Here is a 19729-nt window from a genome sequence, read left to right on the forward strand (position 1 = left end):
ATGGATGGCTGGCAACGCGCATTTGTCCTGCATGGACGCCCCTGGAGCGAAACCAGCCTGCTGCTTGATCTGTTCTCTGAACAGCACGGCAGGGTACGGGTGCTGGCTAAAGGCGCCCGTTCCAAACGATCCAGCCTGAAAGGTGCGTTGCAACCCTTCACGCCATTACTGGTGCGCTGGGGCGGTCGCGGAGAAGTGAAAACTCTGCGCGGCGCTGAACCGGTCTCCATGGCGTTACCCCTTAGCGGCACCACTCTTTATTGCGGCCTTTACGTTAATGAGCTGCTCTCCCGCGTGCTGGAACACGAAACTCCCTTCAGTGAGCTTTTCTTCGATTACCTGCACTGTATTCAGACGCTGGCAGCTGATGCTGGGTCGCCTGAGCCTGCGCTAAGACGTTTTGAACTCGCTATGCTCGGTCATCTTGGCTACGGCGTTGACTTTCTGCACTGCGCAGGTAGTGGAGAAGACGTTGCCGATGGTATGACTTACAGCTATCGCGAAGAGAAAGGATTTATCGCCAGCCTGGTGGTGGGCCATCGTAGTTTTACCGGCCGCCATTTAAAGGCGCTCTATCTGCGTGAATTCCCGGATGCGGATACCCTGCGTGCCGCCAAACGATTTACGCGCATTGCTCTGAAACCCTACCTTGGCGGTAAACCGCTGAAGAGCACGGAACTGTTTCGCCAGTTTTTGCCGAGAAAACGACCAGATGCAGCACTTCCTGGCGATGAATAGCCACGGGTCATACCCCTGCATGCATTGATCGTTGTACACTGACCAAAACTTTTCGCGATTTTCTGAGGACTATCATGGCAGAGCTTTTGTTGGGCGTTAACATCGATCACATTGCTACCGTACGTAATGCACGCGGCACTCATTATCCCGACCCGGTACAGGCTGCTTTTGTTTCTGAGCAGGCCGGAGCCGACGGTATTACCGTGCATCTGCGCGAAGATCGCCGCCATATCACCGATCGCGACGTACGCATTTTGCGACAGACCATCCAGACGCGCATGAATCTGGAGATGGCCGTAACGGATGAGATGGTGGATATTGCCTGTGAAATTCTGCCCCATTTCTGCTGCCTGGTGCCGGAAAAACGTGAAGAAGTGACCACCGAAGGCGGTCTGGATGTTGCCGGGCAACAGGAGAAAGTGAGCGCTGCGGTTAAACGCCTTAACAATGCCGGAATTCTGGTGTCACTGTTTATTGATGCTGACCATCGACAGATTGATGCCGCTGTCGCTGCCGGTGCGCCGTATATCGAGATCCACACCGGCGCTTACGCTGAGGCGGAAGAGGGGCCGGAGCGTGACACAGAACTGGCGCGTATTGCAGAGGCTGCCACTTATGCAGCGGGTAAGGGCCTGAAAGTCAATGCCGGGCACGGTCTCACCTACCACAACGTACAGCCAATTGCGGTTCTGCCAGAAATGCACGAACTGAATATCGGCCATGCGATAATCGGGCGCGCGCTATTTAGCGGTCTGGCAGAAGCTGTGAAAGAGATGAAGCTGCTGATGCGGGAAGCACGACGTTAATGGCTATTCTTGGCCTCGGTACCGATATTGTGGAGATTGCCCGTATTGAAGCGGTAATCTCCCGCTCCGGCGATCGCCTGGCAAAACGGGTGCTCAGTGATAATGAGTGGGCACAGTACCAGGCGCATAAGCAGCCGGTACGTTTTCTCGCTAAACGTTTCGCGGTTAAAGAAGCAGCAGCCAAAGCCTTTGGCACCGGAATTCGCGGCGGCCTGGCGTTTAATCAGTTTGAAGTTTATAACGACGAGCTGGGCAAGCCGGGGCTGCGCTTTTTCCAGCATGCAGAGCAAGTGGCGCAGAAACTGGGCGTAGCCCATGTTCATGTTACGTTAGCGGATGAGCGCCACTATGCTTGCGCGACGGTGATTATTGAGAGTTAACCCGCCGGATGCAGCACCACAAACTTTTCCCACAGCTGGTCATTACTTTCGATATGCAGCGGGTCAGTAATAATGGTGTTATCAATTGGACATACCTGCTGGCAGGTAGGGGTATCATAATGGCCGATGCACTCTGTGCAGCGGTCAGTATCGATCTCGTAAAACTCGTCCCCCATCGAAATGGCTTCATTAGGGCACTCAGGTTCACACATGTCGCAGTTGATACAACGCTTCGTAATTAGTAAAGCCACTTCAATCACTTACCTTTTTAATCGCGTTAAATTAGTGTTTTAGCTGTGTTTTGTATTTCTTACGAGATTAACTTCCGTACATTAATCCTGTGTCCTGAACGCTTGTGGGTCAGACACTTAACACAAAGTCGCAATACAGGCCGTTTGTGCTTCAGGTTTACCCCCCCCCTCATTTGTGTAACAGTAGTTGAGAGCGCCTGAAGTCAGGAAATCGTAATGGCGCGCACTGTAACACAAACAGTGAAAACACCCAATAACGACGAGTTTTCAACATCGATAGCGCAGCCTGAGCGGGTAAGCTGTCGTCACTGCTCTCTTTTATTATTCTGCCCGCAAAAACCGCATCGTTATTTTCTCTGGCAGAATAGAATAATAATGATATTTATCGTTAATTTAAAGGCGGAGTTTAACGTTTGCAGTAAGTTAAATAATATAACTCTGGTAGCAAGTGTAAATTTGTTATTTTATTTTTTACGATAATGTGACGGTTTGGCTCTTTTTTATAATGATAAAGGCGTCGTCTTCCTGTTAATTACTGAAAGTTTTTACTGTTTCTACTTATCAAGGTTTAACTGTATCTGATCTTTACTCCATCTTTTTTTGATGTAGTATTGAACGGTCATTATAACAATGTCGCACTATATAATTAGTAATACTACTAATTGTAAGGTTCATATTTGTTGTTATTAATCAGTTTTGTCTGTGTCTGATTCATAATATGAATCAGGACATGATGCTTGCTATGGAAAAATGACATGGAATCGTTTGAAAATCTTTTTCGTGATGAATTAGATTATCTGCAACAGCTGATGGCACATCAGGCTAAGTCCAGCCCACACCTTTCTGATTTCTTGCCGAATTCGGGCGATGCAGATGTGGCTCGACTAGCGGAAGGGTTTTCTGCTTTGACAGCCCGCCTGCGGCAAAAAATTATTGATGACTTTCCTGAAATTACTCAGAATCTGCTGGCTGATGTCTGGCACCTTCCATTGCGTCCGATCCCATCAACTTCGATTATCCATTTTTCTCCAAAAAAGCATTCTATTGATAAGGCGATGAGTGTACCGAAACAGAGTCAGCTGTTTGCCCGACATGACGGTAACACATTCTCTTTTCAGACTTGCCATGACCTGCAAGTTGAACCCCTGACATTGCTTCACCGTGAGTTAACCCATAGCGCTGGCAACAGCCGGATCACGCTGACATTTCGTTATGACGGCAGGGATGTGAGCTGGCAGCAAGCCAGGCCACTCCGGCTGTTCTTGTCTGAGGATAAAACGCTTGCGGCAACATTAATGCTATGGCTGGAACAGTATCTGACCAGGATCACAATCCAATATGACTCCAATCCGCTTAGTATTGACCCGGTTGTTACTGGCTGGGAGCCTGATGCTGATAATTTGATATTACCCACGGATAAACCGGATTTTTGGCCGTTACAGCTGCTGCCAGAGCTGTTTTATTTGCCTCACGTTCATGACTTTATCTCACTGGATATTTGCAATGAACGAGGCTCGTTGCCGTTATCACCGGGGCAACAGTTTGCTGTTTCTTTTGAGTTTGATGGAGCGATACCCATCAGGACGGTTGAAGGCGCTTTCATAATGCACTGCGTTCCGGCGATTAACCTGTACCGGGCGCAAACCGCGAAAATTGACTTTCAGCAGGATCAAGCCTGCTACACGCTGCCGCTGCCTGATAATCAGCTGTTTTCTATCCATTCTGTCGTCAGCCAGCAGGAGCCTGAGAACGAGCCGGGTGAACCAAAGCAGTTCATACCGATAAGTGCAGGCGCGTTAGCCGCCCGGCGCAATTTAACGTATCCACAGCAGGACTTTTTTTATGAACTAAGAAGACAGCAGGATGCGTTTGACAGAGAACAATGCCAGCTGGTTTTTTATCAGTATGACGCTAAACCGATGGTCAGATCTCATCTGGAGTACTTTATATGCCATTACACCGCAGCTGATAAACAGGCAGAAAGGCTTGAGCCAGGCATGATCAGCATACCGGGTGAAACCATTCAAAGCGATCTGGCAGTGAGGAACATAACGCCTGTAACGCCTTACTACCCGGTGATGATAAAAACGCTGTGGCCGCTGCTTTCCCTGTTGCAGTTAAATACGTTTTACTTCAATGATATCAACGCTATAAAAGCATTGCTTAAAGTATTTGATCTCTACCCTGAGCGCAACGTGATATTAAGCCGCAATATTCAGCGCTCTATTGACGGGCTGATCAATATTGTTGCACGGCCGATTGACCGCCTGCATAAAGGACTGCCCTTCCGGGGAATGGGTATTACGCTGACGATGGATGAGCATTGCTATGAAGGCGATGGTGAAATGTATAAGTTTGCCGTGGCGCTCAACTCTCTTTTTTCAGTCAGTCAGACGGAAAATAGCTTTATTTGCATGGATGTTATTCAGCTACATTCACAGGAACAATGGTGTTTACCCCAGGTAGATGGCCACAGGAAGATCATGTAAGGACACAATTATGAAAAAAACAGGACTTTATTTCTCCTGCCAGCTTGGGGAGCTGCTGGATGATACGTTTGATGTTGCTGAATTTACCCTGACCGAAGGTCTCTCTGAACTGTTTACCCTTTCGCTCACGCTGGTGAGCCGGCGCAGTGACATTGATACCGATGCACAGCTGCTACAAAAAGGTTCGCTGACCGTTAAAGTCAGTGGTGAAGAACAGCGAACGATTAACGGAATAATAGAAAGTATTGAGCTGGGAAACAGCGGCTTTCATCGCACCTGGTATTATGTCACGATCCGTCCTGAAATGTGGCTGCTGACACTGGATCAGGACAGCCGTATTTATCATCAGAGCGCGGTTCCGGATATATTAAAAGAAATCCTGCGGCAAAAAGGCGTAACGGGAAACAGCCGGTTTCTCGATGCTCATCACCCCCGTGAATACGTCACCATGAAACGGGAATCAAGTTACGACTTTTTTAGTCGATTAGCCGCAGAAGAAGGGATCGCATTCTGGTTTAACTCTGATGGGCGCGTCTATTACAGTGATTCTCATCTGAGCATGACGGCGGGTATTGATGTGATTTATAACCCCGACGCCCGCCCGGTCAGTGAAGAAAATGTGATTAACCGGCTCCGCTTTGGCTCCCGCGCCCGCCCCGGCGAAACCGTACATAAGGATCGTAACTACGGTAATCCCGACTATGACCTGAAGCACGGAGCCGCAGCGGAGCTGGGCGGAATACCAGGGCACTCAGTATTTGAAAGTTACGGGCGTTTTCAGAAGGATAATGTGGCGAAAACATTCGCACAATACCGGATGGAACAACTGAATGCTGACAGTAAAGCGGGTGTTGCACACTCTAACTGCATCAGGCTTATGCCCGGAAAAATATTCAAGCTGTCGGCCCATCCGGTTGAAGCGATGAATGACCGCTGGCAGGTGGTGAGCGCCATACACCACGGTGTCCAACCTGCCGCACTGGAGGAAGAAAGCCGCGGGCAGGGGACGTTTCTCACCAATAAAGTGAATTTTATTCCCGGACGTAACGACTGGCGGCCGCCATATCATTACAAACCGCTGGCGGACGGTGATGAGGTAGCTACCGTCGTAGGGCCGAAGGGTGAGGAAATTTACGTCAATGAAGATGGTGCGGTACGCGTTCATTTCCACTGGAACCGTTACGACGTAGCCGATGACACAGCCTCCTGCTGGGTCAGGGTGGCACAGGGATGGAACGGAAACGGTTTTGGTTTTCTTGCCACCCCTCGTATCGGCCAGGAAGTCATCATTTCCTATCTCAATGGTGACATTGATCGCCCAATCGTTACCGGTTGTACTTATAACGGCCTGAACCAGCCGCCGCTGGACTTACCGGCAGAAAAAACCCGCACCACAATTAAAACAAAAACCCATAAAGGAGAGGGATTTAACGAGCTGCGCTTTGACGATGAGAAAGGTAAACAGGAAGTATTTATTCATGCGCAGAAAGATATGAATACTAAAGTGCTGGATAACCGTAGCACAGCAGTCGGTACAGACCACACAGAGACGATTGGTCACGATCAAACCATCGAAGTAAAGCACGATCAAAAAACTACCGTAACCAATGACCAAACACTGCTCGTTGAGAAAAACCGCCAGAAAACGGTCAATGTTAGCCAAAAAACGGAGGTGAAAGAGAATGATATCGAGAGTGTTGGTATCAAACAGGCCATCGAAATCGGCAAACTTTACGAATTGACAGTTGGTGACAGTCTAACCATCAAAGTAGGTGAGTCCAGACTGGTTATGAGAAAGGATGGCACTATTATCTTGAAAGGGATTCGTATCTTAGTTGATGCCGATAAAGGCATCAAAAATATTGCTGATAAGATTAATTTGAATTAATGGTGATTGAATGTTGACCAGAAGTGTTAACCCTATTTTGGTTGAGCAATATTCCGATATGCACGCCGTAGATTTTCGGCGTAGACGGCTACTGTTAGAATCCTATCAGCATGATCTTAATGACCTATATCAACTGGATATGAGGTTGTTTAATTATATGCGTGGGCTTGAGCTATTGTCGGGTGATGCTAAAAGCTATCTGCAAGAGCAGCTTCTTTCACCATTAAGCGTTGGTGATATATTTACCATAGCCTTGTTTTCTGTGAAAACGGATAATAATGAATTGCTGGAGGGGTGTTTAACGTTAGCGAAAGTTGTCTCTCATTTTACTCCAGCAATAAAATCTCTTATTGAGTGGGCACCAACAGAATCTATTCTATGGAAGCAGCTAGATAACCATCCGCATCTTAAAATATTAGCAATTTACTTGAGATCAGAAGTCTCTCATGTAATTGAATTGACAGAAAGTGATATTGCATATTTGCATGATAAGGAAGAATACGCACCCTTACTGATTTATGCTCTTTTTTATAAAAATCACCCCGCTGCGCATGATATTGCGGAGGGTTTTTTAGCAATCGCCAACCCATCTGTGAAAGTGGCGATAGTAGATATTTTATTGCGCTACCATTTTCCTGTTGGCATCGAAAAAGAAGAGGTCATCTTCCCTTTAATGTATACATCTCCTTCAGATGTCGTTTTGAAAGCAGTACGACTTTATACATTAAATTTTCATTATTCAGCGGCTGAATACTCTACTGTGGTGACGCCATGTAAAGTCGGTAGCCGTGCGTATATTCAAGCTCTGGGCTGGTCTGGCTATGCTTCAAATATACCTTTGCTAATCGATTATTTAGATGATCCTAAATATTGCAGATTAAGCGCGGCATCAATCACCACTATTACCGGTTCATTGCCGGAAAAATATGGTTGGAATGAACTAAGTGCGGAGAGCTTTCTGCCGCCAATCGTTGAGAGCTCAGTAATTCCGGACGACGATCCTGATATCGCTTTAACCTGGCCGAATAAAGTTGCGTTTTTGCGCTGGTGGCAAAAAAATGCCGGGCGTTATGAGCCTGGCGCTACTTATCTTAACGGCGTACCTGTTCATAATGATGGCCTGTTATTAGTTCTTCGCCACGGTAGTCTGATATTACGACGGTTGGCGGCAGAGCGATTACAGAATCAAAAATTATCTCTCACACTAAACACTGATGCGCCAGCGTTTCGTCAAATGACACGAAGAGTATAAGAAATCTAGCAAAGGAAGCTTAAACCATGACTGATACATTATTGAAAAAGTCTACATATACTGTGAGCAATAAATTTCCTGAAAAAGAAGAGAGTGAGACGTCAGAGGAAATTCTGTTACGTTCCAATAAAAAAATCACTATAGAGTGTGGGAAATCCAGTATTACGTTACACCCCAATGGCAAGATTGTATTGAAAGGGGAGTACATCTTTAGTGACGCAAATGGTGTTAACCGTATAAGTGGCGGCAGGCTCGAACTTAATTAAGGGAATAAGGCACTATGTGGGGGATTGATAATCGAACACCCTATGCCGCAAGTAGTTCGTGGATAAGGGATAGTAACGGAGCAGAGGTATGGGTTGTCGCCGTTAAAGCAACCTATAACTTTTTACCTGATGGGCAGGTGGTGTTATCAGAAATACAGCACCCCTTATATTCTGGCCCGGTAATGCATTCTGCGGGGAAAAGCCTGCTATATGACAATGAAGTGGGGGCATCTAAACCATTTACGGATGTAATTCTTAATGGTAGTGCCTGGTCTCCTACAGATTCTGCTTCACCAGAATTCAGCATTGGTTTGCGTATCGACAACAACGTCAAACTGGCGCGGGTATATGGGGAACGGGTTTGGGAAGGAAGGGGGTATAGCGCCCCTGAGCCTACAGAGCGTGTAGAATTACTTTATGAAAATATGGTCTGCGGGCCTGAGTATGCCAGTGGTTATGCCAATCCAGTAGGTGTGAATCTTAGCACGGAGCGGCTTGAGTCTTTATCACGTCTTCCCTCCATTGAGATGTTAGGACAATCAGACACAGATATTCGCGGATTTGGGGCGCTCGCCAGTCACTGGCCTGATAGGGTGTGTTATGCAGGCACTTATGACAATCACTGGTCTTTACAACGAGCACCATTGCTACCAGAAGATTTTAATCCGCTGTATTGGCAGCTTCTCCCTGAAACCGACAAAAAAAAGGCCAGGCAGCTTAAAGGTGGTGAATTGGTTACTCTGGCAGGAGTAACGCCAAAGACGTTTAGTGAGTCCCGCCTGATAAGCTTCTTCTTACCTAAAGTGTCTCTGCTATTTCGGACGCGTTTTTTTGATGGGAGTATTCAAGAGCACCGGGCAAAGTTGCATACCGTCACTATTGAGCCTGACAGGAATCAAATCATGATGGTGTGGCATACCACATTATCATGTCATCGCAAGGTTAATCAGCTTGCCGAAGTATTAATTAAGGAAAAAAAGTGGTTAACACCAGTCCGTGTTGCACAGGGTAAATCTTTCCCTGAGTGGGAGGCTACCTTACAATGAATCTTTCGATTATTGCTGCCGGAGGAATTTTCCCTTCAGGCCCAACGCTGCCGTTGGCTGATATTGCCGTCAGCGTTGAATTTTCCTTACAGCGCCGCTATCCATTTTATACCGATCAATGCGGCATTCCCGTTAGTCTGAGTTATTTCTCTGGGGGCTGTATGGATTTCGGTAACGGACGCTGGGAGGCGTTATTAAAGGCTATTCTGGAGGATGTAAGTCAAAGGGAATTAGATCTCGATATAAAAAAACAACCTGCAAACATTTGGTTTATTCTACCTGCCAAAGAAATTTTTGTATTTCCAGAGCAGATTGAATTGATACTTTGTCAGGTATTATTCGAATACGCACCGCAATGGAAAGTTAAGCATATTTATTATGGAGAGCATGCTCAGACGGGCAAAGTATTGGAGGATATAGCACGCACTGCTCAACAAGCGCATGACCAGCATCTGGATATCGTGATTGCCTTACATTCCTGGGCCACGCTGGAAGCGCTGTTATGGTTAGAATCACGAGCATTATTACATGGCAGTCATACTTTTTATCAAGACACGCTGCGTTCCAACCCTTATGGGCGCGTTCCAGGAGAGGGGGCTGCATGTATCGTGATTAGCCATAATCTGACAACGTCCTCCTGGTGTCAGATTACCAGTATTGCAGTTACGCAGGAAGAAGTGCTGGCAGATAGCGACCTGCCCTGTACTGGAATGGCATTAAGCCAGGCTGCCAAACAGGCAATAATGTTAGCAGGGGCGCCTGTAATTTCGCAGCTGGTGACAGATTTTAACGGAGAGACTTACCGGGCAGATGAATTGGGTTTTACCTTATTACGTTTAAAGCACAATCAATTATTGAAAGATTTTCAGCAAGTTACGCCAGCCCTGGCGTCAGGTGACGCAGGCTGTGCCAGTATGTTATTACATATGGCTATTATTGCCTGGCGCTACGCGCAAAATAACGGGGCGAACAATCATACTTTATTACTGTCCAGTGCGGACAGCGGGCAACGCAGCGCGACAGTGATGTCACCTTATTACAGGGAGAGCAGGGATGGCCGCCAGAATTAATGTTAACGGGCTGACCTTATGCCATAAAGGCTCAGGGGGCGTCAGCCATAATACACTTCCTGACGTCTGCAAAATACCGGGTAGCGGTATTCCGGTTCCGTTCCAGAATGAGGCTTTTTCCCGGACGCTGACGAAAAGCACCGTCAGCGTATTTGCTGACGGGGGAAATACCATTGCCAATATGGGGTCGCAATTTGCCGGCAGTATATTTGATGAGCCGGGAGCGCTGGGCGGGATAGTTTCCGGCACTAATATGGCGGAAGCGGAGTGGATGACCGGTTCCTTTGACGTGTTTATTGAAAAGAAATCCGCGTGCCGGTTATCGGATAAGATGTGGATGAACCGTCGTAACACGGTCAATATGAGCGGGCTGCGCCAGCCGGGCTTGCCGGAGGATGAGTTTTTAAAGTTAATCTGCGAGATTGCCGTCGAATGTTATATTCAGCACTGTAATAACCTGAAGGGAAATAAAGGTGCGTCAGGCGCTGAATATCACCAGTTTGAACAGTGCGTGGACGATAAAATAAGAGAGAAGAATTATAACGGGCGTTATCCAGAGGACGACAGCTCTGTCTGGTCAGAGGTGCATTTTGATAAAAATCTCGAACTGATAAAGCAGGGCGGGGGCAGTGGCCCTTTCCCCAGCGCCCGCCCGATAACCCCGAAGGGAGGGCGGCGGATGGATATTATCCGGGTTGATCCCGTGACTAAACAGCCTCTGGGATTATATGACTTAAAGTTTCCAACGGATGTGAAAACGTTACCGCGGAACAGGCTGAGTGATTATGAAGAAATGGCAAAAAAGCTGAATGCGAAATATCAGACCTATAATGTCAAACGAATGTGCGATGGATTTCCCGATGAGTGCCCCAACCCACGGCCCGTGCCTGTACCAGAGCCCGTACCGGCCCCTGCTACAGAAGAGAAGGAAAATAGCGGCCGGGCCTGGGCCGGGCTGATCACGCTGGGCGTTGTGGCGGTGGTGGTAACGGTCTTCCCGCTTGATGGCCCGGCGGGCGATGTTGTCGCCTGGGGCGCATTTGGCGCGCAGGCCACGGCCATGGGCATGTGGTGAGCACTCGCAGTTAACAAAGGAGAAAGGTAATGGAAAATACATCAGAGTCAGCCCTGCCCGGCCTGCCGGATATCGGCCAGCTGGATCAGCTCTTTATCTCTCACCCCAAGGGGGACATTCTGGCGCGGATTGTTCTGGGCTGCGAGCTGTACTTTGCCCCGCCGGAGGACTTTCCGGCCTTCTATGCGGATTTAATCTGGGCGGTGGGGGACTACTACTCGCGTTACGGGAAGTATGTTAACCGCTATACGCTGCCGGGCGATGCCGGCAGCGGCAGGATCAAGGGTGATCCCATGCCGGAATTCTGGCGGGCGCTGGCCGGTCAGGATCCGGATTACAATATGGGCGGGGGGCTGTGGTTTGAGGATCGGCCGGGCTATCACGCCACCTCATGGGAGGTAGGCGTGGTGGGCCTGGCCCCACATAAAAAGATGCTCTCGTCGCTCTTCGCCTCGATGCCGGTGGGGAACGGAGAGGGCGGTAACCGCTTCGGCGAGCTGGCGGATCTGGTGCTGGCCTGGTGCGAGCGGCTACAGCCGGTACACGGCTCGGCGGGGTTCTGCTTCAGCTACCCGATAGGTTTAAAACCAGATCCTCAATATACCTGGGCGCTGCTTCAGCGCTGCCCCGGCATTGACCACAGCTATACCCCAATGTTTTCTGTGGAGGCCGGGCAAACCTGGAACCGGATCAAAGGGGTGAACTGGCTGACGGTATTAAGCGATCCCATTGTGGCGGAGTTGGGGGGTCTTGCGGCGGTAGAGGCGCAGCTGGCGGGCGCGTGCCGGATTAAACCCTATCGGGGGGGAATTATTATTATTGCCGGTCCGGTGCCGCAGCTGGGCGACCGTTACTCGGGCCTTATTCCGGTGCGCTATCAGGCCGCAGCGAGGGTGACCCGGCCCGTGCGTTTTGAAGACTATCAGCGGGCCTTCGTGGAGTTGCCGGAACCGTTTGATGAAAAGACGGAGAGCCTGAAGTGGATCCGGCGCTTTGACGCTGACGGGGAGGCGTAAAGCCGGGAGGGAAGCGGAATAAAGGAGACAGAAAATGACAGGGAATACATCAGCGCCGGTACTGCCCGGCCTGCCGGATATCGGCCAGCTGGATCAGCTCTTTATCTCTCACCCCAAGGGGGACATTCTGGCGCGGATTGTTCTGGGCTGCGAGCTGTACTTTGCCCCGCCGGAGGACTTTCCGGCCTTCTATGCGGATTTAATCTGGGCGGTGGGGGACTACTACTCACGTTACGGGAAGTATGTTAACCGCTATATGCTGCCGGACGATGCCGGCAGCGGCAGGATAAAAGGGGATCCCATGCCGGAATTCTGGCGGGGGCTGGCGGGTAAGGATCCGGATTACGGCCTGGGCGGGGGGCTGTGGTTTCAGGATCGGCCGGGCTATCACGCCACCTCCTGGCAGGTAGAAATGATGGGCCTTCCCCCGCATGAAAAGGGTCTGTCGGCGCTCTTCGCCTCGATGCCGGTGGGTAACGGAGAGGGCGGCAACCGCTTTAGCGAGCTGGCGGATCTGGTGCTGGCCTGGTGCGAGCGGCTACAGCCGGTACACGGCTCGGCGGGGTTCTGCTTTACCTACGCGGTGGGTTTAAAACCAGAGCCTCAATATACCTGGGCGCTGCTTCAGCGCTGCCCCGGCATCGATCACAGTGATATCTCAATGTTTTCTGTAAAGGCCGGGCAAACCTGGAACCGGATCAAAGGGGTGAACTGGCTGACGGTATTAAGCGATCCTGTCGTGGCGGAGTTGGGGGGGCTTGCGGCGGTAGAGGCGCAGCTGGCGGGCGCGTGCCGGATTAAACCCTACCGGGGGGGAATTATTATTATTGCCGGGCCGGTGCCGCAGCCGGGCGACCGTTACTCGGGCCTTATTCCGGTGCGCTATCAGGCCGCAGCGAGGGTGACCCGGCCCGTGCGTTTTGAAGACTATCAGCGGGCCTTCGTGGAATTGCCGGAACCGTTTGATGAAAAGACGGAGAGCCTGAAATGGATCCGGCGCTTTGACGCTGACGGGGAGGCGTAAAGCCGGGAGAGAAGCGGAATAAAGGAGAAAGGTAATGGAAAATACATCAGAATTAGTCTTACCCGATTTGTCCAATATAGGTCAGTTGGACCAGTTACTTATCACCTCCCCCAAAGGAAGTATTCAGGGACGGATTGTTCTGGGCTGTGAACTGTATTTTGCACCACCGGATGACTATCCAGCCTTCTATGCTGATTTGCTTTGGGCGGTTGGGGATTACTACGCCCGATATGGTGTGTTTGTGAACCACTATGCGCTACCGAACGAAGCAGGCAGTGGCAAGATTAACGGCGACCCAATGCCGAAATTTTTGCAGGCGGTGGCTAATCAGGATCCGGATGAAGGTATGGGCGGGTTGCTGTGGCGGCAAGAGCAACCGGGCTATCACGCCACTTCATGGCAGGTTGACGTGGTGGGATTGGCACCACGTAAGAAGAGGCTATCATCACTGTTTGCCTCGATGTCGGTTGGTAAAGGAGAGGACAGTAACCGCTTTAGCGAACTGGCGGATCTGGTGCTGGCCTGGTGCGAGCGGCTACAGCCGGTACACGGCTCGGCGGGGTTCTGCTTTACCTATCCGGTGGGTTTAGTGCCGGAGGCGAAATATACCTGGGCGCTGCTTCAGCGCTGCCCCGGCATCGATCACAGTGATATCTCAATGTTTTCTGTAAAGGCCGGGCAAACCTGGAACCGGATCAAAGGGGTGAACTGGCTGACGGTATTAAGCGATCCTATCGTGGCTGAATTAGGCGGTCTTGCGGCAATCCAGGCGCATTTGGCGGACAAGTGCCGGATTAAAACCTATCGGGGCGGCATTATTATTATTGCCGGTCCGGTGCCGCAGCTGGGTGACCGTTATATTAACTTTATTCCCACCCGTTATCAGGCCGCTGCCAAAGTGACCCGGCCCGTGCGTTTTGAAGACTATCAGCGGGCCTTCGTGGAGTTGCCGGAACCGTTTGATGAAAAGACGGAGAGCCTGAAGTGGATCCGGCGCTTTGACGCTGACGGGGAGGCGTAAAGCCGGGAGAGAAGCGGAATAAAGGAGAAAGGTAATGGAAAATACATCAGAATTAGTCTTACCCGATTTGTCCAATATAGGTCAGCTGGACCAGCTACTTATCACCTCCCCCAAAGGAAGTATTCAGGGACGGATTGTTCTGGGCTGCGAGCTGTACTTTGCCCCGCCGGAGGACTTTCCGGCCTTCTATGCGGATTTAATCTGGGCGGTGGGGGACTACTACTCGCGTTACGGGAAGTATGTTAACCGCTATACGCTGCCGGGCGATGCCGGCAGCGGCAGGATAAAAGGAGATCCCATGCCGGAATTCTGGCGGGCGCTGGCCGCTCAGGATCCGGATTACGGCATGGGCGGGGGGCTGTGGTTTCAGGATCGGCCGGGCTATCACGCCACCTCCTGGCAGGTAAGCGTGATGGGCCTGGCCCCGCATGAAAAGGAACTGTCGGCGCTCTTCGCCTCGATGCCGGTGGGGAACGGAGAGGGCGGTAACCGCTTTAGCGAGCTGGCGGATCTGGTGCTGGCCTGGTGCGAGCGGCTACAGCCGGCGCACGGCTCGGCGGGGTTCTGCTTTACCTATCCGGTGGGTTTAAAACCAGAGCCTCAATATACCTGGGCGCTGCTTCAGCGCTGCCCCGGCATTGACCACAGCTATACCTCAATGTTTTCTGTAAAGGCCGGGCAAACCTGTAACCGGATCAAAGGGGTGAACTGGCTGACGGTATTAAGCGATCCCATTGTGGCGGAGTTGGGGGGGCTTGCGGCAATCCAGGCGCATTTGGCGGACAAGTGCCGGATTAAAACCTATCGGGGCGGCATTATTATTATTGCCGGTCCGGTGCCGCAGCTGGGTGACCGTTATATTAACTTTATTCCCACCCGTTATCAGGCCGCTGCCAAAGTGACCCGGCCCGTGCGTTTTGAAGACTATCAGCGGGCCTTCGTGGAGTTGCCGGAACCGTTTGATGAAAAGACGGAGAGCCTGAAGTGGATCCGGCGCTTTGACGCTGACGGGGAGGCGTAAAGCCGGGAAAGAAGCGGAATAAAGGAGACAGAAAATGACAGGGAGAGCAGGGATGGCCGCCAGAATTAATGTTAACGGGCTGACCTTATGCCATAAAGGCTCAGGGGGCGTCAGCCATAATACACTTCCTGACGTCTGCAAAATACCGGGTAGCGGTATTCCGGTTCCGTTCCAGAATGAGGCCTTTTCCCGGACGCTGACGAAAAGCACCGTCAGCGTATTTGCTGACGGGGGAAATACCATTGCCAATATGGGGTCACAATTTGCCGGCAGTATATTTGATGAGCCGGGGGCGCTGGGCGGGATTGTTTCCGGCACTAATATGGCGGAAGCGGAGTGGATGACCGGTTCCTTTGACGTGTTTATTGAAAAGAAATCCGCGTGCCGGTTATCGGATAAGATGTGGATGAACCGTCGTAACACCGTCAATATGAGCGGGCTGCGCCAGCCGGGTTTGCCGGAGGATGAATTTTTAAAGTTAATCTGCGAGATTGCCGTCGAATGTTATATTCAGCACTGTAATAACCTGAAGGGAAATAAAGGCGCGTCAGGCGCTGAATATCACCAGTTTGAACAGTGCGTGGACGATAAAATAAGAGAGAAGAATTATAACGGGCGTTATCCAGAGGACGACAGCTCTGTCTGGTCAGAGGTGCATTTTGATAAAAATCTCGAACTGATAAAGCAGGGCGGGGGCAGGGGGCCTTTCCCCAGCGCCCGCCCGATAACCCCGAAGGGAGGGCGGCGGATGGATATTATCCGGGTTGATCCCGTGACTAAACAGCCTCTGGGATTATATGACTTAAAGTTTCCAACGGATAAAACGACGCTACCCCATAAGAGGCTGGAAGATTACAGGAATATGGCAGAAAAACTGAATGCGAAATATCAGACCTATGAAGTCAAAGAAATGTGCGATGGATTTCCCGATGAGTGCCCCAACCCACGGCGCGCTCCTGCACCAGAGCCGGCCCCCGCACCGGCTGCGGAAAAGAAGGAAAATAGCGGCCGGGCCTGGGCCGGGCTGATCACGCTGGGCGTTGTGGCGGTGGCGGTGACGGTCTTCCCGCTTGATGGCCCGGCGGGCGATGTTGTCGCCTGGGGCGCGTTTGGCGCGCAGGCCGCGGCCATGGGCATATGGTGAGCACACGCAGTTAACAAAGGAGAAAGGTAATGGAAAATACATCAGAGTCAGCCCTGCCCGGCCTGCCGGATATCGGCCAGCTGGATCAGCTCTTTATTACCTCCCCAAAAGGGAGTATCCGGGCGCGTATTGCCCTGGGCTGCGAGCTGTACTTTGCCCCGCCGGAGGACTTTCCGGCCTTCTATGCGGATTTAATCTGGGCGGTGGGGGACTACTACTCGCGTTACGGGGAGTATGTTAACCGCTATACGCTGCCGGACGATTCCGGCAGCGGCAGGATAAAAGGGGATCCCATGCCGGAATTCTGGCGGGCGCTGGCCGATCAAGATCCGGATTACAATATGGGCGGGGGGCTGTGGTTTCAGGATCGGCCGGGCTATCACGCCACCTCCTGGCAGGTAGAAGTGATGGGCCTGGCCCCGCACAAAAAGGGCCTCTCGGCGCTCTTCGCCTCGATGCCGGTGGGTAACGGAGAGGGCGGTAACCGCTTCGGCGAGCTGGCGGATCTGGTGCTGGCCTGGTGCGAGCGGCTACAGCCGGTACACGGCTCGGCGGGGTTCTGCTTTACCTATCCGGTGGGTTTAGTGCCGGAGGCGAAATATACCTGGGCGCTGCTTCAGCGCTGCCCCGGCATCGATCACAGTGATATCTCAATGTTTTCTGTAAAGGCCGGGCAAACCTGGAACCGGATCAAAGGGGTGAACTGGCTGACGGTATTAAGCGATCCCATTGTGGCGGAGTTGGGGGGGCTTGCGGCGGTAGAGGCGCAGCTGGCGGGCGCGTGCCGGATTAAACCCTACCGGGGGGGAATTATTATTATTGCCGGGCCGGTGCCGCAGCTGGGCGACCGTTTCTCGGGCCTTATTCCGGTGCGCTATCAGGCCGCAGCGAGGGTGACCCGGCCCGTGCGTTTTGAAGACTATCAGCGGGCCTTCGTGGAGCTGCCGGAACCGTTTGATGAAAAGACGGAGAGCCTGAAGTGGATCCGGCGCTTTGACGCTGACGGGGAGGCGTAAAGCCGGGAGAGAAGCGGAATAAAGGAGAAAGGTAATGGAAAATACATCAGAGTCAGCCCTGCGCGGCCTGCCGGATATCGGCCAGCTGGATCAGCTCTTTATCTCTCACCCCAAGGGGGACATTCTGGCGCGGATTGTTCTGGGCTGCGAGCTGTACTTTGCCCCGCCGGAGGACTTTCCGGCCTTCTATGCGGATTTAATCTGGGCGGTGGGGGACTACTACTCGCGTTACGGGGAGTATGTTAACTGCTATATGCTGCCGGACGATGCCGGCAGCGGCAGGATAAAAGGTGACCCCATGCCGGAATTCTGGCGGGGGCTGGCGGGTAAGGATCCGGATTACGGCCTGGGCGGGGGGCTGTGGTTTCAGGATCGGCCGGGCTATGACGCCACCTCCTGGCAGGTAGAAATGATGGGCCTGGCGCCGCACAAAAAGGGCCTGTCGGCGCTCTTCGCCTCGATGCCGGTGGGTAACGGAGAGGGCGGTAACCGCTTTAGCGAGCTGGCGGATCTGGTGCTGGCCTGGTGCGAGCGGCTACAGCCGGCGCACGGCTCGGCGGGGTTCTGCTTTACCTATCCGGTAGGTTTAGTGCCGGAGACGAAATATACCTGGGCGCTGCTTCAGCGCTGCCCCGGCATCGATCACATTGACATCGCTCAGTTTTCTGTGGAGGCCGGGCAAACCTGTAACCGGATCAAAGGGGTGAACTGGCTGACGGTATTAAGCGATCCTATTGTGGCTGAATTAGGCGGTCTTGCGGCGGTAGAGGCGCAGCTGGCGGGCGCGTGCCGGATTAAACCCTACCGGGGGGGCATTATTATTATTGCCGGGCCGGTGCCGCAGCCGGGCGACCGTTACTCGGGCCTTATTCCGGTGCGCTATCAGGCCGCAGCGAGGGTGACCCGGCCCGTGCGTTTTGAAGACTATCAGCGGGCCTTCGTGGAATTGCCGGAACCGTTTGATGAAAAGACGGAGAGCCTGAAATGGATCCGGCGCTTTGACGCTGACGGGGAGGCGTAAAGCCGGGAGGGAAGCGGAATAAAGGAGACAGGAACAACGGCCCGGCCTGATCTGTCTGGGCCGTGATTTCCTGAAATACCGGAATAAAGGAGAGAGGGATGACGGCGAATACATCAGTGTCAGCCTTGCTCAGAGCCTGGAGCCTTTAAAATGCGCGGGTAATATACGCGCACTTTTTACTCAGACCAGTTTTTTCACCAGCGCTTCACTGTGGCGAATATGGCTGGAAGCGCGCTCCGGATCGCGCTGGATCAATGCCATAAACAACAGGTCGGTCAGTGCCAGTTGTGCAGTTGTCGAAGAGATAGCGGCACTGCGCGTAGTCTGCTCTTCTGCAACGGTATACAGACAGTGGCTCGCCGACTGTTGCAGCGTATTGGGGGTAAAGCCGGTAAAAGCCAGCACAGTAGCTCCTATACGCTGCGCTTCCTGTGCCGCAAGATTAATTTCGCGGCGCTCCCCGGTATACGAGATAGCCAGCAGCACATCGCCAACCTCTAGTGCCTGCACGCTGGAGAGCAGGGCATGCATATCCTGCTCGGCGACCGCACTGATGCCAATTTTCATCAGCTTCCAGGAAAAATCTTTTGCTACCAGGCCTGAAGCACCAATCCCGACCAGCACAATCCGCCTTGCCTGTTTCAGCAGGCGCAACGTTTCCAGCAGCATCTCCTCACTGTTAATGTCCAGCGTGGCACGGATCGCGGAGCTCTTTTCGGTAAACAGTTTTTCGCCAACCGTCTTCAGTGCATCATCGCTGAGAATATGGTTATGTACAGTGATGGGGTCTTTTTCAGCCAGGGACTCGCTCAGGGCTAGTTTCAGCGCCGGAAAACCTTTGTAGCCGAGCTTTTGTGCAAATTTCACCACGCTCGACTGGCTGACACCTGACTCATCCGCCAGCTTCTGTGAACTCAGGTGGCGTGCCCGGTCTGGCTGCGACAGCAGGTAGTCAGCCAGCCGACGTTCGTTCAGCGCCAGGCTTGGATAAAGCTGACGGATACGCAGCAGTGAACTCATCATTTTTCCTCTTGCTAATTCAGGCCCATCATATTGAATTATCTGTAATGATAACATTCAGAGCTGTAAGTCTAACGCGGGTTTTGACGGTTTCCATGATTAAGACAGGTAAAATGTCTTACCGTGATAAATAAAATATTCAATGATAATGCAGTTGAATGATTTAAAAATTCGAAAGGAGTGAT

19 protein-coding genes are annotated in these 19729 nt (G+C 51.7%); 17 read left to right on the plus strand and 2 right to left on the minus strand.

What is annotated here, in order from left to right; genetic code table 11:
- From recO to acpS, 3 genes are all read left to right on the plus strand, one after another.
- The gene (recO, locus tag GN242_RS05000) at positions 1-738 is read left to right on the plus strand and encodes a DNA repair protein RecO (protein ID WP_154753758.1); all 738 of its coding nucleotides are present in this window, start codon (positions 1-3) and stop codon (positions 736-738) included.
- A 74-nt stretch (positions 739-812) separates the two neighbouring features.
- Positions 813-1544: a pyridoxine 5'-phosphate synthase gene (gene pdxJ / locus GN242_RS05005; RefSeq protein WP_154753759.1), complete on the plus strand. Its 732-nt coding sequence runs from the start codon at positions 813-815 to the stop codon at positions 1542-1544.
- Complete coding sequence (gene acpS / locus GN242_RS05010; protein ID WP_154753760.1) at positions 1544-1924, plus strand: holo-ACP synthase; 381 nt, start codon at positions 1544-1546, stop codon at positions 1922-1924. The genes pdxJ and acpS overlap by 1 nt, the downstream gene beginning before the upstream one ends.
- On the opposite strand, the gene GN242_RS05015 is transcribed toward acpS, so the two are convergent.
- A complete protein-coding gene (locus tag GN242_RS05015; protein ID WP_156286995.1) occupies positions 1921-2175 on the minus strand; it encodes a YfhL family 4Fe-4S dicluster ferredoxin in 255 nt (84 codons plus the stop codon). The genes acpS and GN242_RS05015 overlap by 4 nt on opposite strands.
- A 755-nt stretch (positions 2176-2930) precedes the next feature.
- Here GN242_RS05015 and tssF point away from each other — a divergent pair.
- The 14 genes from tssF to GN242_RS05085 are packed head-to-tail and all read left to right on the plus strand — an operon-like array spanning position 2931 to position 18524.
- Positions 2931-4664 (plus strand): type VI secretion system baseplate subunit TssF, encoded by a 1734-nt coding sequence (gene tssF, locus GN242_RS05020; RefSeq protein ID WP_154753761.1) that lies wholly within the window; start codon positions 2931-2933, stop codon positions 4662-4664.
- A 10-nt stretch (positions 4665-4674) separates the two neighbouring features.
- Positions 4675-6552, plus strand: a complete 1878-nt coding sequence (tssI, locus tag GN242_RS05025; protein WP_154753762.1) for a type VI secretion system tip protein TssI/VgrG — start codon at positions 4675-4677, stop codon at positions 6550-6552.
- Between the two features lie 10 nt (positions 6553-6562).
- Positions 6563-7804 (plus strand): hypothetical protein, encoded by a 1242-nt coding sequence (locus GN242_RS05030; RefSeq protein ID WP_154753763.1) that lies wholly within the window; start codon positions 6563-6565, stop codon positions 7802-7804.
- Between the two features lie 26 nt (positions 7805-7830).
- Entirely contained in the window at positions 7831-8070 is a 240-nt protein-coding gene (locus tag GN242_RS05035) for a hypothetical protein (protein ID WP_154753764.1), read from the plus strand.
- Positions 8071-8084: 14 nt separating this feature from the next.
- Positions 8085-9116 carry a DUF2169 family type VI secretion system accessory protein gene (locus GN242_RS05040; protein WP_154753765.1) on the plus strand — a complete coding sequence of 344 codons (1032 nt, stop codon included), beginning with the start codon at positions 8085-8087 and terminating at the stop codon, positions 9114-9116.
- Positions 9113-10186 (plus strand): hypothetical protein, encoded by a 1074-nt coding sequence (locus GN242_RS05045; protein WP_154753766.1) that lies wholly within the window; start codon positions 9113-9115, stop codon positions 10184-10186. The genes GN242_RS05040 and GN242_RS05045 overlap by 4 nt, the downstream gene beginning before the upstream one ends.
- Positions 10170-11261: a DUF4150 domain-containing protein gene (locus GN242_RS05050; protein ID WP_154753767.1), complete on the plus strand. Its 1092-nt coding sequence runs from the start codon at positions 10170-10172 to the stop codon at positions 11259-11261. The genes GN242_RS05045 and GN242_RS05050 overlap by 17 nt, the downstream gene beginning before the upstream one ends.
- A gap of 29 nt (positions 11262-11290) precedes the next feature.
- Positions 11291-12277, plus strand: a complete 987-nt coding sequence (locus tag GN242_RS21620; RefSeq protein ID WP_197094764.1) for a type VI immunity family protein — start codon at positions 11291-11293, stop codon at positions 12275-12277.
- Positions 12278-12311: 34 nt separating this feature from the next.
- Positions 12312-13301, plus strand: coding sequence for a type VI immunity family protein (locus tag GN242_RS05060; protein ID WP_154753768.1), 990 nt, complete (start codon positions 12312-12314; stop codon positions 13299-13301).
- A gap of 34 nt (positions 13302-13335) precedes the next feature.
- A complete protein-coding gene (locus tag GN242_RS05065; RefSeq protein ID WP_154753769.1) occupies positions 13336-14322 on the plus strand; it encodes a type VI immunity family protein in 987 nt (328 codons plus the stop codon).
- Between the two features lie 34 nt (positions 14323-14356).
- Complete coding sequence (locus GN242_RS05070) at positions 14357-15343, plus strand: type VI immunity family protein (RefSeq protein ID WP_156286996.1); 987 nt, start codon at positions 14357-14359, stop codon at positions 15341-15343.
- A gap of 34 nt (positions 15344-15377) precedes the next feature.
- Complete coding sequence (locus GN242_RS05075) at positions 15378-16487, plus strand: DUF4150 domain-containing protein (protein WP_230320739.1); 1110 nt, start codon at positions 15378-15380, stop codon at positions 16485-16487.
- Positions 16488-16516: 29 nt separating this feature from the next.
- Entirely contained in the window at positions 16517-17503 is a 987-nt protein-coding gene (locus GN242_RS05080; RefSeq protein WP_154753771.1) for a type VI immunity family protein, read from the plus strand.
- A 34-nt stretch (positions 17504-17537) separates the two neighbouring features.
- Positions 17538-18524, plus strand: coding sequence for a type VI immunity family protein (locus GN242_RS05085; protein ID WP_154753772.1), 987 nt, complete (start codon positions 17538-17540; stop codon positions 18522-18524).
- Between the two features lie 180 nt (positions 18525-18704).
- Here the strand turns inward: GN242_RS05085 and GN242_RS05090 are convergent, their stop codons facing one another.
- A complete protein-coding gene (locus tag GN242_RS05090; RefSeq protein ID WP_154753891.1) occupies positions 18705-19544 on the minus strand; it encodes a MurR/RpiR family transcriptional regulator in 840 nt (279 codons plus the stop codon).
- Positions 19545-19729: the final 185 nt, after the last annotated feature.

Source organism: Erwinia sorbitola (assembly GCF_009738185.1).
In the GTDB taxonomy this organism is placed as follows: domain Bacteria; phylum Pseudomonadota; class Gammaproteobacteria; order Enterobacterales; family Enterobacteriaceae; genus Erwinia; species Erwinia sorbitola.

Excerpts from the sequence above, each read along its gene's own strand:
- GN242_RS21620 (WP_197094764.1), top strand. The coding sequence starts at position 11,291 with ATGGAAAATACATCAGAGTCAGCCCTGCCCGGCCTGCCGGATATCGGC.
- GN242_RS05035 (WP_154753764.1), top strand. The coding sequence starts at position 7,831 with ATGACTGATACATTATTGAAAAAGTCTACATATACTGTGAGCAATAAA.
- acpS (WP_154753760.1), top strand. The coding sequence starts at position 1,544 with ATGGCTATTCTTGGCCTCGGTACCGATATTGTGGAGATTGCCCGTATT.
- GN242_RS05090 (WP_154753891.1), bottom strand. The coding sequence starts at position 19,544 with ATGAGTTCACTGCTGCGTATCCGTCAGCTTTATCCAAGCCTGGCGCTG.
- GN242_RS05030 (WP_154753763.1), top strand. The coding sequence starts at position 6,563 with ATGTTGACCAGAAGTGTTAACCCTATTTTGGTTGAGCAATATTCCGAT.
- GN242_RS05050 (WP_154753767.1), top strand. The coding sequence starts at position 10,170 with ATGGCCGCCAGAATTAATGTTAACGGGCTGACCTTATGCCATAAAGGC.
- GN242_RS05040 (WP_154753765.1), top strand. The coding sequence starts at position 8,085 with ATGTGGGGGATTGATAATCGAACACCCTATGCCGCAAGTAGTTCGTGG.
- GN242_RS05065 (WP_154753769.1), top strand. The coding sequence starts at position 13,336 with ATGGAAAATACATCAGAATTAGTCTTACCCGATTTGTCCAATATAGGT.
- GN242_RS05080 (WP_154753771.1), top strand. The coding sequence starts at position 16,517 with ATGGAAAATACATCAGAGTCAGCCCTGCCCGGCCTGCCGGATATCGGC.
- GN242_RS05075 (WP_230320739.1), top strand. The coding sequence starts at position 15,378 with ATGACAGGGAGAGCAGGGATGGCCGCCAGAATTAATGTTAACGGGCTG.
- GN242_RS05070 (WP_156286996.1), top strand. The coding sequence starts at position 14,357 with ATGGAAAATACATCAGAATTAGTCTTACCCGATTTGTCCAATATAGGT.
- recO (WP_154753758.1), top strand. The coding sequence starts at position 1 with ATGGATGGCTGGCAACGCGCATTTGTCCTGCATGGACGCCCCTGGAGC.
- pdxJ (WP_154753759.1), top strand. The coding sequence starts at position 813 with ATGGCAGAGCTTTTGTTGGGCGTTAACATCGATCACATTGCTACCGTA.
- tssI (WP_154753762.1), top strand. The coding sequence starts at position 4,675 with ATGAAAAAAACAGGACTTTATTTCTCCTGCCAGCTTGGGGAGCTGCTG.
- GN242_RS05045 (WP_154753766.1), top strand. The coding sequence starts at position 9,113 with ATGAATCTTTCGATTATTGCTGCCGGAGGAATTTTCCCTTCAGGCCCA.
- tssF (WP_154753761.1), top strand. The coding sequence starts at position 2,931 with ATGGAATCGTTTGAAAATCTTTTTCGTGATGAATTAGATTATCTGCAA.
- GN242_RS05060 (WP_154753768.1), top strand. The coding sequence starts at position 12,312 with ATGACAGGGAATACATCAGCGCCGGTACTGCCCGGCCTGCCGGATATC.
- GN242_RS05085 (WP_154753772.1), top strand. The coding sequence starts at position 17,538 with ATGGAAAATACATCAGAGTCAGCCCTGCGCGGCCTGCCGGATATCGGC.